At 70.7% G+C, this 16,231-nt stretch carries 12 protein-coding genes; 3 read left to right on the forward strand and 9 right to left on the reverse strand.

All coding sequences use genetic code 11. From position 1 onward, the window contains the following. Nucleotides 1-12: 12 nt before the first annotated feature. From AC5P1C_RS13095 to AC5P1C_RS13105, 3 genes are all read right to left on the reverse strand, one after another. Nucleotides 13-396 carry a hypothetical protein gene (locus AC5P1C_RS13095; RefSeq protein ID WP_493865930.1) on the reverse strand — a complete coding sequence of 128 codons (384 nt, stop codon included), beginning with the start codon at nucleotides 394-396 and terminating at the stop codon, nucleotides 13-15. 32 nt (nucleotides 397-428) lie between these two features. Beyond that, on the reverse strand, nucleotides 429-1,031 hold the full coding sequence (gene coaE / locus AC5P1C_RS13100; RefSeq protein WP_493865931.1) for a dephospho-CoA kinase: 603 nt from the start codon (nucleotides 1,029-1,031) through the stop codon (nucleotides 429-431). Between the two features lie 165 nt (nucleotides 1,032-1,196). Then, on the reverse strand, nucleotides 1,197-2,135 hold the full coding sequence (locus AC5P1C_RS13105) for a PAC2 family protein (RefSeq protein ID WP_493865932.1): 939 nt from the start codon (nucleotides 2,133-2,135) through the stop codon (nucleotides 1,197-1,199). Nucleotides 2,136-2,406: 271 nt separating this feature from the next. Here AC5P1C_RS13105 and AC5P1C_RS13110 point away from each other — a divergent pair, with 271 nt between their 5' ends. Further along, nucleotides 2,407-3,384, forward strand: coding sequence for a right-handed parallel beta-helix repeat-containing protein (locus AC5P1C_RS13110; protein WP_493865933.1), 978 nt, complete (start codon nucleotides 2,407-2,409; stop codon nucleotides 3,382-3,384). A gap of 143 nt (nucleotides 3,385-3,527) precedes the next feature. On the opposite strand, the gene rpsA is transcribed toward AC5P1C_RS13110, so the two are convergent. Next, entirely contained in the window at nucleotides 3,528-5,054 is a 1,527-nt protein-coding gene (gene rpsA / locus AC5P1C_RS13115; RefSeq protein ID WP_493865934.1) for a 30S ribosomal protein S1, read from the reverse strand. A gap of 400 nt (nucleotides 5,055-5,454) precedes the next feature. Between rpsA and AC5P1C_RS13120 the strand changes: the two genes are divergently transcribed. Both AC5P1C_RS13120 and hrpB read left to right on the forward strand, forming a co-directional pair. Beyond that, the gene (locus AC5P1C_RS13120) at nucleotides 5,455-6,285 is read left to right on the forward strand and encodes a class I SAM-dependent methyltransferase (protein WP_493865935.1); all 831 of its coding nucleotides are present in this window, start codon (nucleotides 5,455-5,457) and stop codon (nucleotides 6,283-6,285) included. 4 nt (nucleotides 6,286-6,289) lie between these two features. Continuing rightward, nucleotides 6,290-8,863 carry an ATP-dependent helicase HrpB gene (gene hrpB / locus AC5P1C_RS13125; RefSeq protein ID WP_493865936.1) on the forward strand — a complete coding sequence of 858 codons (2,574 nt, stop codon included), beginning with the start codon at nucleotides 6,290-6,292 and terminating at the stop codon, nucleotides 8,861-8,863. On the opposite strand, the gene pgfA is transcribed toward hrpB, so the two are convergent. The 5 genes from pgfA to polA all read right to left on the reverse strand — a co-directional run bounded on the left by pgfA (nucleotide 8,853) and on the right by polA (nucleotide 16,110). Then, nucleotides 8,853-9,845 carry a cell envelope lipid trafficking protein PgfA gene (gene pgfA, locus AC5P1C_RS13130; RefSeq protein ID WP_493865937.1) on the reverse strand — a complete coding sequence of 331 codons (993 nt, stop codon included), beginning with the start codon at nucleotides 9,843-9,845 and terminating at the stop codon, nucleotides 8,853-8,855. The two genes, hrpB and pgfA, sit on opposite strands and share 11 nt — an antisense overlap. 93 nt (nucleotides 9,846-9,938) lie before the next feature. Further along, the gene (locus AC5P1C_RS13135) at nucleotides 9,939-10,073 is read right to left on the reverse strand and encodes an SPW_0924 family protein (RefSeq protein WP_493865938.1); all 135 of its coding nucleotides are present in this window, start codon (nucleotides 10,071-10,073) and stop codon (nucleotides 9,939-9,941) included. Between the two features lie 197 nt (nucleotides 10,074-10,270). Continuing rightward, nucleotides 10,271-11,998, reverse strand: a complete 1,728-nt coding sequence (locus tag AC5P1C_RS13140) for a lytic transglycosylase domain-containing protein (protein WP_493865939.1) — start codon at nucleotides 11,996-11,998, stop codon at nucleotides 10,271-10,273. A 137-nt stretch (nucleotides 11,999-12,135) separates the two neighbouring features. Beyond that, complete coding sequence (locus tag AC5P1C_RS13145; RefSeq protein WP_493865940.1) at nucleotides 12,136-13,155, reverse strand: serine hydrolase; 1,020 nt, start codon at nucleotides 13,153-13,155, stop codon at nucleotides 12,136-12,138. A gap of 213 nt (nucleotides 13,156-13,368) precedes the next feature. Beyond that, the gene (gene polA / locus AC5P1C_RS13150; protein ID WP_493865941.1) at nucleotides 13,369-16,110 is read right to left on the reverse strand and encodes a DNA polymerase I; all 2,742 of its coding nucleotides are present in this window, start codon (nucleotides 16,108-16,110) and stop codon (nucleotides 13,369-13,371) included. Nucleotides 16,111-16,231: the final 121 nt, after the last annotated feature.

The following is a 16,231-nucleotide window of genomic DNA, read 5'->3' on the forward strand; positions in this document are numbered from 1 at the left end:
ACCGCCCGTCCCTCACAGCGCAAGGACCGTCAGCACCAGCCCCAGCACCAGGACCGCCGCACCCGCCACCACGAACCCCCGGTCGACGCCCCTGCGCTCGCGCCCGAGGACCACGGTCTCCCGGGGATCTCCGGTGTCGTACGCGATGGGCACCCGGTCGCCCGCCGCGAGCGGGCGCTTCCTGTTCGGTGGCACAGGCGACACCACCTCGACGACCCGCCCGTCCCCCGTCTCGAACTGCAGCATCGGCCGCTCGGCGCCCGGCTGCACCGCCTTGACCAGGGCCTGAGCTACCTCGCCCGCGGCTGTGATGCGCCGGGTCTGCCGCAGGCCGTACGCACCGGCGAGCAGCGCGACCAGGCCGCCCAGAGCGGTGAACACCGCCAGTACGACCACTCCCCCGCCTCCCCTCAGACCCCCTCAGACCTTCAAGCCGCCCGCGCCCGACGCGCGAGGTCCGCCCATACGGCGCCGACCCGCTGCTCCAGGCCTTCCAGCGGGCCGTCGTTGTCGATCACGACGTCGGCGATCTCCAGACGCTTCTCGCGGGTCGCCTGGGCGGCCATCCGCGCGCGGGCGTCCTCCTCGCTCATGCCGCGCAGCCGCACGAGACGGTCCAGCTGGGTCTCGGGGCTCGCGTCGACGACGACCACGAGGTCGTACAGCGGCGCCAGGCCGTTCTCGGCGAGGAGCGGCACATCATGGATGACCACCGCGTCCTCGGAGGCCGCTCCCTCCAGCTCGGCGGAGCGGGCGCCGACCAGGGGGTGCACGATCGCGTTCAGCACGGCCAGCTTCTGGGGGTCGGCGAAGACGATCGAGCCCAGCTTCGGCCGGTCCAGGGTGCCGTCCGGAGCGAGGATCTCCCGTCCGAAAGCCTCAACGACCTTCGCAAGACCCGGAGTTCCCGGCTCCACGACTTCCCGCGCGATCTTGTCGGAGTCGATCAGCACGGCTCCGGACGCGACGAGCAGCCGCGATACTTCACTCTTGCCGGCGCCGATACCGCCGGTCAGGCCCACCTTCAGCATGACCGGCAGCTTAGGGGGTGGCGTCACGCTCCGCCCTCTCGGCTACGGGTTCCCTACGCGGCCACTCATGGCCAGCTGAGGTCACCCGTGACGCCTCACGCCTCACCCGTGACGCCTCACGCCTCACGCCTGACGCGTCACGCGTCACGCGTCACGCGTCACGCGTCACGCGTCACCCTCACGCTCGGCGAGGAAGCGTTCGAATTCCTTGCCGATCTCGTCGGCCGACGGGATGTCCACGGGCTCCGCGAGCATGTTGCCGCGCGCGTCGGCGCCTGCCGCGGCGTCGTACTGGTGCTCAAGTCCCTGGACGAGGGCGACCAGTTCCTCGTCGCCCTCCTGGATCTGCCGGTCGATCTCGGTCTGGGTGCGGTGCGCCTCGGTGCGCAGGCCGTGCGCGACGCTCGGCAGCACGAGGCCCGTCGCGGCGGTGATCGCCTCGAGGACCGTGAGGGCCGCGTCCGGGTAGGCCGAGCGCGCGATGTAGTGCGGGACGTGCGCGGCCACACCGAGTACGTCGTGGCCCGCCTCCAGGAGGCGGTACTCGACGAGCGACGCCGCACTGCCGGGCACCTGCGCCTCGTCGAAGGGGCTGCGGTGCCCCGGCACCAGGTCGGTGCGGTTGCCGTGCGGCGTGAGGCCCACCGGGCGGGTGTGCGGCACGCCCATGGGGATGCCGTGGAAGTTCACCGAGAGGCGTACGCCGAGCCGCTCCACGATCTGCTGGATCGCGGCCGCGAAGCGCTCCCACTCGACGTCCGGCTCGGGGCCGGAGAGCAGCAGGAAGGGGGCGCCCGTGGCGTCCTGGAGCAGCCGCACCTCGAGCGTGGGCACTTCGTAGTCAGCCCAGCGGTCGCGCCGGAACGTGAGCAGCGGGCGGCGGGCGCGGTAGTCGACCAGCCGGTCGTGGTCGAAGCGCGCCACCACCTGGCCGGGCAGACTCTCCGTGAGGCTCTCGACGATCTGGTCGCCGGTCTCGCCCGCGTCGATGTATCCGTCGAAGTGGTAGAGCATGACCAGTCCGGCCGACTCCTGGGCGAGCGCCATGTCGACGACGCCGAGGCCCTTCGGCTCCCATGCGTACAAACCCTGCGGATCAAGCACTGTGACCGCTCCTCGCCCTCTTCGTCGTGACTCGTACAGCAGAACGCCCGCACGGGCGCGGGCATTCCCTCCGGTCTGTCTTCGCGACGGCTTCTTACGTCACCTAGACCCTGGGGTTCGTATGCATGAACGCCCTTAAGGGGACGCCGAGTTCACCGGCAACAGGCGAGCCCGTACCGGACCTGGTCCAGACCTTGACGCGGACATGCCCCACCTCTACGTTCAGATGCACACCCAGTGTTCACGTACAAGAACCGGAGGGTCACCCCACATGCGTACCCGACGCACCCTGCTCATCTCCATCTCCGCGCTCGTCACGACGGCCGTCACCGGAAGCCTGGCCGTCTCGGCCACCGCCTCTCCCGTGTCGACGGCGGCCGAGACCATCGAGGTCTCCACGGCCGCCGAGCTCAAGTCGGCGCTCACCGGCGCATCCCCGGGCGACACGATCCACCTCGCCGACGGCACGTACACCGGGAACTTCAAGACGAGCACGGCCGCGGGTCCAGGCTCCCGCATCACCCTGACCGGCTCGTCGAAGGCGGTACTCACGGCGGGCGGCGGATACGGCCTGCACCTGAACGGCGCCTCCTACTGGACGGTGAAGGGCATCACCGTCACAGGCGGCCAGAAGGGCATCATGATCGACTCCGCGAAGGGCGTCGTCGTGGACACGGTCACGGTCCACGGCCTCGACATGGAGGGCGTCCACTTCCGGAAGTCGAGCACCGACGGCGTCATCAAGGGCTCGAAGATCTACGACACGGGGAACGACGGCCGCGGCATGGGAGAGGGCGTCTACGTGGGCAGCGCCAACACGCTCTCCGACAAGAGCGACAACGTACAGATCCTCGGCAACACGATCGGCCCCGACGTGGGCGGCGAGGCCATCGACCTCAAGGAAGGCACCACCGGCGGCAAGGTCACCGGCAACACCTTCGACGGCAAGGGCCTGACCGGCAACAACTACGACGACTCGTGGATCGACGTGAAGGGCAACAACTACGTCGTCGAGAACAACACCGGCAAGAACACCACGAACAATGGCTACGAGACCCACAGCCAGCAGTCCGGCTGGGGCTGCGGCACGGTGTTCCGCGGCAACAGGTCGAACCTGACCGGCGCGACGGGCTCCAAGCAACTGGCCATCAACGTGACCAACAACAGCGGCAGCTGCAGGACCACGGTGTACGCGAGCAACACGGTGACGGGTGGCAAGGGCCTGACAAACATCCCGGTGACGCCCTAACTCCGGCCAGGGCGCCCCGTCAGGGGCGCGCGGGGAACTGCGCGACCAGCCCCCACCGGCCCCGCACCCGAAACAGAACAACGGGCCCGCACCCCCGAAGGGATGCGGGCCCGCAGCGTTCAGCTACCGCCTAGGGGCGAGCCTCAGCTCTGGCCACCCGCGAGCTTCTCGCGAAGAGCGGCAAGCGCCTCGTCCGACGCCAGGGCGCCGGAGTTGTCGTCCGACTCCGAGGAGTACGAACCGCCGCCGCCACCGCCACCGGTGCCACCGGCAGCCGGGGCGCCGGTCGAGGAAGCGGGAGCCGCAGCGCCCTCGGCCTCGGCCTGGGCGTCCGCCTCGCGGGACTTGATGACCTGGGCCTGGTGCTGCTCGAAGCGCGTCTGCGCCTCGGCGTACTGACCCTCCCAAGCCTCACGCTGGGTCTCGAAGCCCTCGAGCCAGTCGTTCGTCTCGGGGTCGAAGCCCTCGGGGTAGATGTAGTTGCCCTGGTCGTCGTAGGACGCGGCCATGCCGTACAGGGTCGGGTCGAACTCGACGGCCGACGGGTCGGCGCCGAAGGACTCGTTGGCCTGCTTCAGCGACAGCGAGATCCGGCGACGCTCAAGGTCGATGTCGATGACCTTGACGAAGATCTCGTCGTTGACCTGGACGACCTGCTCCGGGATCTCCACGTGGCGCTCGGCCAGCTCGGAGATGTGGACCAGGCCCTCGATGCCCTCGTCGACGCGCACGAACGCACCGAACGGAACGAGCTTGGTGACCTTACCGGGAACAACCTGCCCGATCTGGTGCGTGCGGGCGAACTGCTGCCACGGGTCTTCCTGCGTCGCCTTGAGCGACAGGGACACGCGCTCGCGGTCCATGTCCACGTCGAGAACCTCGACGGTGACTTCCTGGCCGACCTCGACAACCTCGGAGGGGTGGTCGATGTGCTTCCAGGAAAGCTCGGAGACGTGCACGAGACCGTCGACGCCGCCGAGGTCCACGAACGCACCGAAGTTGACGATCGAGGAAACGACGCCGGAGCGGACCTGGCCCTTCTGCAGGGTCGTGAGGAAGGTCTGGCGGACCTCGCTCTGGGTCTGCTCGAGCCAGGCACGGCGGGAAAGGACCACGTTGTTGCGGTTCTTGTCCAGCTCGATGATCTTGGCCTCGAGCTCCTTGCCCACGTAGGGCTGGAGGTCGCGGACGCGGCGCATCTCGACGAGGGAAGCCGGCAGGAAGCCACGGAGGCCGATGTCGAGGATGAGACCACCCTTGACGACCTCGATGACGGTACCGGTGACGATGCCGTCTTCTTCCTTGATCTTCTCGATCGTGCCCCAGGCACGCTCGTACTGAGCGCGCTTCTTGGACAGGATCAGACGGCCTTCCTTGTCCTCCTTCTGGAGAACCAGGGCCTCGATCTCGTCACCAACAGCGACGACCTCGTTCGGGTCGACGTCGTGCTTGATGGAGAGCTCGCGGCTCGGGATGACGCCTTCGGTCTTGTAACCGATGTCGAGCAGGACCTCGTCCCGGTCGACCTTCACGATGACGCCGTCGACGATGTCGCCGTCGTTGAAGTACTTGATCGTCTCGTCGATCGCGGCGAGGAAAGCTTCCTCGTTACCGATGTCGTTGACCGCTACCTGCGGCGTGGTGGCGGTGGTCTCGGTGCTGCTCGTCATGTGGGAAAGGGCTCCGGTACGGACGGTGAGTCGTAGGTACTGCTAGCGCCGGAGCCGATTTCGCTCTGAAGAAGCCGGACAGCCTGGGAAGCGCCGATTCCTGAGTTTCCGAAGAAACGGAAGGCGCCTCGACAACCGAGGGGACATACAACAGACGCGAGCGCATCCTGCTAGGTCTGAGGAGGGCAGGCTCGCAGCGCAACTTGTAGCATACGGGGGCAGCCGGACACGGTCAATGCGCGAAGGCGCACACCCGGGGCGGAACGCCGCATACCCGGCACAAATGCTGTCGCATGAGGCCACACGGGCCGCACAGCGCCCTGTCGCGGCCGCTTTCGGCCCACCCTCGCCCCTGTCACGCTGCGACGAGCCGCGACAAGCCAGACGGAAGAGTACGACGATGGAGCCGATCATCCAAGAGTCCGAGCTGCCCGAGACGCCCGAACCGGAAGCCACCCGCCGTGATGCCGACGTCACGGAGAGCAGTCGCGCGAACCGCGGCTGGTGGGACAGGAACGCGGACGACTACCAGATCGAGCACGGCACCTTCCTGGGTGACGACCGGTTCGTGTGGGGTCCCGAAGGACTCGACGAGGTGGAGGCCGAACTCCTCGGTCCGCCCGAGGAACTGAAGGGCAAGGACGTCCTGGAGATCGGCGCGGGTGCGGCGCAGTGTTCGCGATGGCTCGCCGCGCAGGGCGCGCGTCCGGTCGCGCTCGACCTCTCCCACCGGCAGTTGCAGCACGCGCTGCGGATCGGCGGCGGGGTGCCGCTGGTGGAGGCGGACGCGGGGGCACTGCCCTTCGCCGACGGCAGCTTCGACCTGGTGTGCTCGGCCTACGGAGCGATGCCGTTCGTGGCGGACCCGGTGCGGGTCCTCAAGGACGTGCACCGTGTGCTGCGGCCCGGCGGCCGGTTCGTGTTCTCCGCGACCCACCCCATGCGCTGGGCCTTCCCCGACGAGCCGGGCCCCGAGGGTCTCTCGGTGTCGGCCTCCTACTTCGACCGCACTCCTTATGTGGAGCAGGACGAGAACGGGAACGCCGTCTACGTGGAGCACCACCGCACGATCGGCGACCGGGTGCGGGACGTGGTGGCCGGCGGTTTCCGCCTGGTCGACCTGGTCGAGCCGCAGTGGCCCGCGTGGAACACCCAGGAGTGGGGCGGCTGGTCCCCGTTGCGCGGGAATCTGATCCCGGGGACGGCGATCTACGTCTGCGTACGAGACTGAGGGCGTGATCCGTCTCCGTAACGACGCCCTGGACCTGCCCGTACGCAGCGCGCTGCCCGCGCTGCGCTCCGCTCTGGAGGGGCCGGGCAGCGCCGTGCTGTGCGCGCCTCCCGGTACGGGCAAGACGACGCTGGTGCCCCTCGCCCTTGCGGGGCTGCTCGGGGACGGGCCCGTACGGCGTGTGGTGGTCGCCGAGCCGCGGCGCATCGCCGCTCGGGCCGCCGCGCGGCGGATGGCGTGGCTGCTCGGCGAGAAGGTCGGGGAGAGCGTCGGGTACACGGTGCGCGGTGAGCGGGTGGTGGGCCGCCACGCGCGCGTGGAGGTCGTCACCACGGGTGTCCTGTTGCAGAGGTTGCAGCGGGACCAGGAGCTGTCGGGTGGCGGCCCAGGCGGCCCAGGCGGCCCAGTCGACGTAGTGATCATCGACGAGTGTCACGAGCGGCATCTCGACGCCGACACCGTGGCGGCGTTCCTGGTCGACGTGCGGGCCGCGCTCCGGCCCGAGCTGCGTCTTGTGGCCGCGTCCGCGACGACGGACGCGGAGGGCTGGTCGCGGATCCTCGGGGACGCTCCGGTGGTGGAGGCGCGGGGCACCTCGCATCCGGTCGAGGTCGTCTGGGCGCCGCCCGTGCGTCCGGTGCGGCCGCCGCACGGGATGCGGGTGGACCCCGCGCTGCTCACGCACGTGGCATCGGTGGTGCGGCGGGCGCTCGCCGAGCGGGACGGGGACGTGCTGTGCTTCCTGCCCGGGGTCGGTGAGATCGCGCGGGTGGCGGGGCAGCTGGGGGACGCGCCCGCGGAGGTCCTTCAGGTGCACGGGCGGGCACCGGCGGCGGTGCAGGACGCGGTACTCGCGGGCTCGGCGGGAGGCACCCGGCGCGTGGTCCTCGCGACGTCAGTGGCGGAGTCGTCCCTGACGGTGCCCGGGGTGCGCGTCGTCGTCGACTCGGGGCTCGCTCGTGAGCCACGCGTCGACCACGCGCGCGGGCTGAGCGCGCTGACGACGGTACGGGCTTCGCAGGCGGCGGGCCGGCAGCGGGCCGGGCGTGCGGGGCGTGAGGCGCCGGGGGCCGTGTACCGGTGCTGGGCGGAGGCGGAGGACGCCCGCCTGCCGCGCTTTCCGGCGCCGGAGATCAAGCTGGCGGACCTCGCGGCGTTCGCCTTGCAGACGGCCTGCTGGGGGGATCCTGACGCCTCTGGGCTCGCCCTGCTCGATCCGCCGCCGGCCGGCGCGATGGCGGCGGCGCGTGCCGTCCTGACGGCGGTCGGGGCGGTGTCGCCGGAGTCGGGGCGGGTCACGGAGCGGGGCACGCGGATGGCGCGGGTCGGGCTGCACCCCCGCTTGGCGCGGGCCCTGCTTGACGCGGTCCCCCTCGTGGGCTCGCGCCCTGCGGCCGAGGTGGTGGCCCTCCTGAGCGAAGAGCCGCCGCGTGAGTACGGGGACGACATCGCGGCGGCGTGGCGCTCCGCGCGGCGTGGCGGGGACGGGTACGCGGCGCGGTGGCGCACGGAGGTGCGGCGGCTTGCCGCTGCCGCAGGGGCATCGCCGCCGGATGCCGGTGCGCAGCCTCCGGCGGCTTCTGCGAACAGCAAGGGCGACGAGCACGTCGCCGGTCTCGTCGCCGCGCTGGCCTTCCCCGAGCGCGTTGCCCGGGGGCGAGGGGACGGCACGTATCTGATGGTGAACGGGACCCGCGCCGAAGTGCGGCCGGGGTCCGGACTCACCGGCGCGGAGTGGATCACCGTGGCGGTGGCCGACCGGCCCGTGGGCGCCGGGCACGCGCGCGTGCTGCTCGGCGGGCACATCGACGAGGACGTCGCCCGCAGCGCGGCCTCCCCTCTGCACAGCGAGGGGGACGAGGTCGCCTGGGCCGACGGGGATCTCGTGGCGCGGCACGTCGAGCGGCTCGGCGCCGTGGAGTTGACGGTTCGGCCCCTCAAGAAGCCCGCCCCCGGACTCGTACGAGAAGGGCTGCTCGCGGGACTCAAGGCGGAAGGGACCGCGCTTCTGCACTGGTCCCAGGGCGCGCGGGAGCTGCGGGAGCGGCTCGCCTTTCTGCACCGGCATCTTGGGTCGCCCTGGCCCGACGTGTCCGAAAGCGCCCTGCACGCGCGCGTGGACGAGTGGTTGGAGCCCGAGTTGTCGAAGGCGCGGCGGCGGGCCGACCTGCGGCGCATCGACGCGGGGCAGGCGCTGAACAGGCTTCTGCCGTGGGCGACCGGTGAGGCCACCCGCCTCGACGCGCTCGCTCCGGAGCGGGTGGCCGTGCCCAGTGGGTCCAGGATCCGGATCGACTACTCCGACCCCGAACAGCCCGTGCTCGCCGTGAAGTTGCAGGAGATGTTCGGGCTCGCCGAGACCCCGCGCATCGCGGACGGCAGTGTGCCCGTCCTCGTCCATCTGCTGTCCCCCGCCGGACGCCCCGCCGCCGTCACCGCCGATCTCGCGTCCTTCTGGCGGGACGGCTACCGGGCCGTGCGGGCGGAGCTGCGCGGGCGCTATCCCAAGCATCCGTGGCCGGAGGATCCCGCCGCCGCCAAGGCCACGCGGTACACGAACGCGCGCCTCAGGCGTTGACCGGCTCCGGTTCGGGCGCCGCCGTGGCCTCCGGATCTCCCGGCCTGCGGCTGCGGGCCTCCAGCCAGAGGGAGAGCGCGAGCAGGAGCAGGCCGAGGCCCAGGAAGCCCCAGGGCAGATAGGACGTCAGGAGGAGCACCAGGACGCGCTGGGACTTGACCAGGTCGACCGTGCTCTCGATGTAGTCCTCGCGCATCTTCACGTGTCCGGCGAACACGGTGACCTTGTCGCGTCCGCCCAGCAGCGTGCCGCCGCGCAGCTCGTTCTTCTGGATCTCCTCGCCGTAGACCGGTGCCCCGGTGGTCGGGTCGACCCAGAACTTGCGGACCGTGGTGTACCAGCGGGTGGTGCCCGTCTTGGCGAGGGACTCCGGAGTGATGCCCTTGACCGGCATGGTCTTGGGGAAGGGCACCTTGGTCCAGGGGATGGTCTGCTCGAAGTAGTAGACCTCCACGCCGCGGAACGTCTGCGTGCCCTTGTAGTGGATGGGCTTGGTGACGCGGGCCTGGGCATCGAAGTACTCGTAGTCCCGCTTCTCGGTCAGGAAGGGCCACTTGAACTCGATGCCCTCGCGCTTGACCGCGTCGCCGTCGACCATCTCGCCCTTGGCGTGCACCGGTTCCTGGCTGTGTGCGTCGAAGATGTAGCGCTCGGGGACCTTGGAGACCATCTTGCCGTCGGCGTCCTGGACGTACGACAGGGCGTCCCAGACGACGACGTCGCGGTCCGCCGACTTCTCGATCTTCTCAGAGGCCTCCACGTTGCCTTTGAGTGTCTGCACGATGGTGACCTTGTCGACCTTCTTGGCCTTCATGGAGCCGTAGTCGATGAGGGTCGGGTTCTTCGCCTCGAGGACCGCCTCCTGGTACTGGCTCGGCGGGATCTTGGCGAGGCGCGGGAAGGCGTACCAGCGCATGAGCGGGGACATCGCCGTGAAAAACACGGCGAAGGCGAGCAGGATCAGGCTGGCCTTGCGGCGCATCGCGGCGGCCCTCCCTACGGAGACGGGCGGTTGGCGGTCATGGGTGCACGATCACGGGTGCACGGTCATGAGTGCACGGTCACGGGTGCACGGTCACGGGTGCTTGGGGACGGTGGTGAGCAGCGGCTCGGGCGATGTCTCGCCGGGCGGGGCCCCGATCGCCGTGATCGTGAGGACCAGGGCGAGGGCGACGGCAAGACCGGTCGCGGCGGCGACGAGAGCACGCATGCGGATCCTCCCGAGACGGGAAAGCTGATGATGCGGGTGACACGGGTGACACGGGCCCTGAACTGACAGAGCGTCAGGGTTTGAGGCTGGGGCACCGTAGCAACGCGGCGGCCAGATGAGAACACGTTGCACACACACGAACGCCCCTGCACCGGGAGGGCGCAGGGGCGTTGCGTTCAGGAGGTACGTGCGTGCGGCTAGGCCGCGGGCGCCGCCACCTTCAGTTCGACCGTGAGCGTCGCGCCGCCCGCGGTGGTGATCCGCAGCAGGTACGTGCCCGCAGCGTCGTCGGCGTACATCTTGGGGAGCTTGAGCAGGCCGTTCGCGTCCGTCTTCAGGGCCTTGAGGGTGCGGACCGGCTTGCCGTCCGCGCCCTTGAAGTACGGGCCCTTGTCGTTGGCCGTGGCGTCGGTCGCCGACTTGACCATCGTGGCGGTGGCCGCGACGCGGTCGGCGGCCTCCCCCTTGTACGTGGCCTTGACCTCGACCTGATCGGCGAACTCCCCGCCCGGCGCGCAGGTCAGCGCCTTGTCGCTGGTCCTGGCCAGGGCATCCGCCTTGCGCGCGGTGACCGTCGCCGTGAAGTCGAGGCCGGGCAGCGAGCGGCCGACGACCGTGGCGCGGACCGTGAACTCACCCGACTCCTCGCCCGCCTCGAGCACCGGGGCGGTGGCCTTGCCCGAGGCGCTCGTGGTGACGGTCGCGCTGGTCGCGCCGCCCGGGAAGCGGGCGTCGGTGCCACCGACGATCGCGAACTTCACCTTGGCCTTGGCCACGCCCGAACCCGAGGTGGACTGCGCGCGCACCTCGACGCGCTCGGCGAAGGCGTCGCCCGCCGTCGCGGAGAGCTTGCCGGTGCCGGCGTTCTCCAGGCGCGCTACCCGGTCGGTGGGCGAGGGGTCGGGCTTGGAGGGCTCGGAGGGGCCGCCGCTGCTCGGCGGCGGTGTGGTCGAGCCGCCGCCGTTGCCGTTGCCCGGGTCGGACGGCTTGGACGGGTCGGACGGCTTGGACGGGTCGGACGGCTTGGACGGGTCGGACGGCTTCGGCGAGGGCGACGGCGAACCGGACCCCGGGGTCGTCGGACTCGGGCTCGCGCCCGGACCGTTGCTGTCGCTCCGGTCGTCCGGCAGGACTCCCGTGCCGTCGGGGACCTCGTGGGTGCCCTTGCGGTAGTACTCCAGCCACGACAGGACCGTGTTCAGGTAGTCCGTCGAGCGGTTGTAGCTGAGGATCGCCTGGCGCAGATCGGCGTCGACGGACAGGTCGCGGTCGTTCGCGCAGAGATAGCTGCCCGCGGCGAGCGCGGCGTCGTAGATGTTGTTCGGGTCCTTCTCGCCGTCCGCGTTGCCGTCCTGTGCCCAGGTCGCCCATGTCGAGGGGATGAACTGCATGGGGCCGACGGCGCGGTCGTGCGTGGTGTCGTCGTCGTACGCGCCGTTGTCGGTGTCGGTGATCTTCGCGAAGCCGTTGCCGTTCAGGACCGGGCCGAGGATCGGTGTGAGCGTCGTGCCGTTCGCGTCCACGCGACCGCCGCGGGCCTGGCCCGACTCGACCTTGCCTATCGCGGCGAGCAGTTCCCAGGGGAGGTTGCAGCCCGGCTTGGAGGTGCCCAGGGACGCCTCCGCCTTCTTGTACGCGTCCAGGACGGTGGCCGGGAGGCCCGCCTCGGTCTCCTTGTCGCCGCCGTTGGGCGCGCCGGTCGGCGGGACCGGGGTGTTCAGGGGCGGCAGGTCCGTGTAGTACGGGGAGTTGCCGGTCGCGGAGTCCTCAGGCGGCGGTGTGGCGCCGGACGCGCCCGCCCGCTCGTCGCGAGGGACGTCCGTCACGCCCGGGGCCTGGGACGCCGCGAGCGCCGCCACCGCCGCCGCGGCCACCGCGGTGGTCACCGCTCCCCTGCGCAACCGCCTGCCGAATACCGCCGCCATGACCGTGAACCCCTCCCCTTGACGACTGTGCCTTGCGCCGCCCGCCCTGTCGTGCTCCCCGTCGTGCTCCCCAGCGGTCCGGCTCAGGCGACACTACGACAACTTCCGGCGCCCAGGCACCCGTTCGTGCCCGATTTTCACCGGTTGGCCGTGTCCTGTTCGGGCGGCGCCTCCGGCGGGCCGTCGCTCGCGTCCTCGGCCGGGGCATCGGCCGGGACCGAGCCGTCGGGCACTTCGCTGATCTCGTTCTCCGGGGTGAGCCCCTGCCCTGCGACGCGGCCCTTGTTGAGCGCGCGGTGCACGGCCTGGGCAACGCGTTCGATGGTACGGACTCCGTACTTCATCGTGGGGTTGTCGTGGGAAAGGACGACGATCCGGTACATGCGGTCGCCGTCGTCCTTCTTGGCCCTGGCTCCGGTGAACGCGCCGATGCTGTGCACTCGCCAGCCGTGCGTGGACCGGGGCAGCCAGCCGTTCTTGAGGTACGCCCTGGTGCCGCGCGGCATTCCGGCGGGCACGCCCCAACGCTGGTCGCGCCGCACCTCGTTCAGCTGCTTCAGGCCGTATGCGCGTGAGGCCGGGCTCAGCAGGGCGCGGGCCCGGGCTCCGGTGAGGACGCCCAGGAGGCGGAGTTGGTCGGCCGCGGAAGTGCGGGTCAGGCCCCAGAGTCCGTAGGGGTTGAGGGTGGTGGCGGTGGTGCCCGCGCGGCGCAGGAAGCGGGCGATGTAGGACTGGCCCAGGTCGTCCCAGAGGCGCCCGGCCGCGGTGTTGTCCGAGCGGATGATCATGGGGCGGATCTTGCGGCGCTCCCAGCCGGTGAGTCCGCGGCCCCAGTCCTGTGCGCGGCGCAGCGCGGCCTCCATGATCAGGACCTTGGCGACGCTCGCGGTGTCGTAGCGGTAGCTGCTGCCGAGGGCGCAGCTCAGGCCCGTGGCGGGGTCGTGGACGGCGACGGAGACGGTGCCACGCCGGGCGACCAGGACGGCGCGGATGTCGCGGGAGAGCTGGGCGGCTAGGGCGGGGTCGCTGCGGGCCGTGCAGGCGGTCGCGCGTTGCGGCGCGCTGGCTCGGGCGGCGGTCGCGGGAAGCGGGGTGAGGAGGGTCGTGACCAGTGCCGTGGCGATCGCTATTCGGCGCTTGCGCAGGTGAAGGGCCATGCGGTCATCGTGGCGGGGGCGTCCTCGCCAGGCTCGGGGGCGAGGGCCACAAGGGTGAGGGGCCCTGCGGGATGCGGGCCGGGACCTGGTGCACCCGCAGGGCGCGCACCGCCCCTGGGGCTCCGCCCCGGACCCCGGTACTCAAACGCCGGGCGGGCTGAAATCGTGCAGCCCCGGGCCACGAGATCTCAGCCCGGGGCTGCGCAGCAGGGACTAGTGCGCGGCGGACTCCCAGTCCGCGCCCACGCCCACCGACACGTCCAGCGGCGCCCGCAGCGACACCGCGCCCGCCATCTCGCGCCGGACGAGCTCCTCGACCTTGGCACGCTCGCCCGGAGCGATCTCCAGGACGATTTCGTCGTGGACCTGGAGCAGCATGCGCGAGTCGAGCTTCGCGTCCGTCAGCGCGCGGTGCACGTTCAGCATGGCGATCTTGACGATGTCCGCCGCCGTGCCCTGGATGGGCGCGTTCAGGGCCATCCGCTCGGCCATCTCGCGGCGCTGGCGGTTGTCGCTGTTGAGGTCGGGGAGATACCGGCGGCGGCCCAGCATCGTCTCCGTGTACCCCGTCGCGCGGGCCTCGTCCACGGCTCGGCGCAGATAGTCGCGTACGCCGCCGAACCGCTCGAAGTACGTGTCCATCAGCGCACGGGCCTCGCCCGCCTCGATGTTCAGCTGCTGGGAGAGGCCGAACGCGGAGAGGCCGTACGCCAAGCCGTACGACATGGCCTTGATCTTGCGGCGCATCTCGGCGTCGACGGCGGAGCCCTCGACGGAGAAGACCTGGGAGGCGACCGTCGTGTGCAGGTCCTCGCCCGAGCTGAACGCCTCCAGGAGGCCCTCGTCCTCGGAGAGGTGAGCCATCACGCGCAGTTCGATCTGGCTGTAGTCCGCGGTCATCAGGGACTCGAAGCCCTCGCCGACCACGAAGCCGCGGCGAATCGCCCGGCCCTCGTCCGTGCGGACCGGGATGTTCTGGAGGTTCGGGTCGGTGGAGGACAGGCGGCCCGTCGCCGCGACCGTCTGGTTGAAGGTCGTGTGGATGCGGTTGTCCGCGGCGATCGACTTGATCAGGCCCTCGACCGTGACGCGGAGCTTCGCCTGCTCGCGGTGGCGCAGCATGATGACCGGCAGTTCGTTCTCGGTCTGGGCCGCGAGCCAGGCCAGCGCGTCCGCGTCCGTGGTGTACCCGGTCTTGGTCTTCTTCGTCTTGGGGAGGTTCAGCTCGCCGAAGAGGACTTCCTGGAGCTGCTTGGGCGAGCCGAGGTTGAACTCGTGGCCCGCGGCCTCGTGCGCCTCCTTCACCGCCTGCTGTACCGCGCCCGCGAACTGCTGCTCCATCGCCTCCAGATGGGCGCGGTCCGCCGCGATGCCGTGCCGCTCCAGGCGGGCAAGGAGGATGGACGTCGGCAGTTCGATGTCCGTCAGGAGATCGCCGGCGCCGACCTCCCGCAGCTTCTCGCCGAAGGCCGTGCCCAGGTCGAGGATCGTGCGGGCCTGCGACATCAGTGCGTCGGCCTCGGCCTGGTCGTCCTCTTCTGTACCGAAGGCGAGCTGTCCGTCGGCCGCCCCGGCGGGGGCGAGCTCCCGGCCCAGGTACTCCAGGGACAGGGCGTCCAGGGCGAAGGAGCGGCGGCCCGGCTTGACCAGGTACGCGGCGAGCGCCGTGTCCATGGTGACGCCGTCCACCGTCCAGCCGTGCTCGGGGAAGACCCGCATCGCGGCCTTGGCGTTGTGCAGGACCTTGGGCTTGTCCGGGTCGGCGATCCAGGCCGCGAACGCGTTCTCGTCGGCCTCGTCCAGGCCGGCCGGGTCGAACCAGGCCGCCGCCCCCCCGGCCGCCGCGAGGGCCACCTCGGTCACCGAGCCCGTGCCGAGCTGCCAGGTGTCGACCGTGGCGGCGCCGAGGACCGCCTTGCCGTGCTCGGCGAGCCACGGCGCGACCTCGCCCGCGCCGAGCACCGAGCCGTCCAGCTCCACGCCCGGCTCGGCCGGCGTCTGGTCGGCCTCCTCCGCGCCGGGGTCGACGGCGAGAAGGCGCTCGCGCAGGGAGGGGTTGCGGATCTCCAGGGTGTCCAGGACCAGGGCGAGGGCCGTGCGGTCGTACGGCAAGCGCTCCAGGTCCGTGACCTGCTTGGGGAGCTCTACGTCGCGCACCATCTCCGTGAGACGGCGGTTCAGCTTCACCGCGTCCAGGTGATCGCGGAAGTTCTGTCCGGCCTTGCCCTTGACCTCTTCGGCGCGCTCGACGAGGTCCGCGAAGGAACCGAACTGGTTGATCCACTTCGCGGCGGTCTTCTCGCCGACACCGGGGATGCCGGGGAGGTTGTCCGAGGGGTCGCCGCGCAGGGCCGCGAAGTCCGGATACTGGCTGGGCGTGAGGCCGTACTTCTCCTCGACCTTCTCCGGGGTGAAGCGCGTCAGCTCCGATACGCCCTTGGTCGGGTACAGGACGGTCACGTGGTCGGAGATCAGCTGGAAGGAGTCGCGGTCGCCGGTGACGATCAGGACCTCGAAGCCGGCTTCCTCGGCCTGGGTGGCGAGCGTGGCGATGACGTCGTCCGCCTCGAAGCCGTCCACCGCGAAGCGCACCGCGTGCATCGCGTCGAGCATCTCGCCGATCAGCTCGACCTGGCCCTTGAACTCGTCCGGGGTCTTGGAGCGGTTCGCCTTGTACTCCGGGAACTCCGAGGAGCGCCACGTCTTGCGCGAGACGTCGAAGGCCACCGCGAAGTGCGTGGGCGCCTCGTCGCGCAGTGTGTTCGCCAGCATCGACGCGAAGCCGTAGATCGCGTTCGTCGGCTGGCCCGTCGCTGTCGTGAAGTTCTCCGCGGGCAGCGCGAAGAACGCCCGGTACGCCAGGGAGTGCCCGTCCATGAGGAGCAGGCGCGGACGCTGCTCGCCACTGGGCTTCGTCGCGGTCTCGGACTTCTTCTTCGCTGCTTTTTCTGCCACGTCCCCGATCCTGCCACGCCCCACTGACACTCAGGCCCAACCCTCACCCGCCACCGTGCCGTCACCGCCGCGTGGGAGGATCGGAGACGTAGCTCACGCACGTGCTCGAAGGGGAGCCGAT

The sequence above is a fragment of the Streptomyces sp. A18 genome (assembly GCF_059026065.1).

What these genes read in the sequence shown, in the direction of transcription:
- coaE (WP_493865931.1), bottom strand. Translation starts at nt 1,031, where the DNA reads ATGCTGAAGGTGGGCCTGACCGGCGGTATCGGCGCCGGCAAGAGTGAA.
- AC5P1C_RS13110 (WP_493865933.1), top strand. Translation starts at nt 2,407, where the DNA reads ATGCGTACCCGACGCACCCTGCTCATCTCCATCTCCGCGCTCGTCACG.
- rpsA (WP_493865934.1), bottom strand. Translation starts at nt 5,054, where the DNA reads ATGACGAGCAGCACCGAGACCACCGCCACCACGCCGCAGGTAGCGGTC.
- AC5P1C_RS13120 (WP_493865935.1), top strand. Translation starts at nt 5,455, where the DNA reads ATGGAGCCGATCATCCAAGAGTCCGAGCTGCCCGAGACGCCCGAACCG.
- pgfA (WP_493865937.1), bottom strand. Translation starts at nt 9,845, where the DNA reads ATGCGCCGCAAGGCCAGCCTGATCCTGCTCGCCTTCGCCGTGTTTTTC.
- AC5P1C_RS13135 (WP_493865938.1), bottom strand. Translation starts at nt 10,073, where the DNA reads ATGCGTGCTCTCGTCGCCGCCGCGACCGGTCTTGCCGTCGCCCTCGCC.
- AC5P1C_RS13140 (WP_493865939.1), bottom strand. Translation starts at nt 11,998, where the DNA reads ATGGCGGCGGTATTCGGCAGGCGGTTGCGCAGGGGAGCGGTGACCACC.
- AC5P1C_RS13145 (WP_493865940.1), bottom strand. Translation starts at nt 13,155, where the DNA reads ATGGCCCTTCACCTGCGCAAGCGCCGAATAGCGATCGCCACGGCACTG.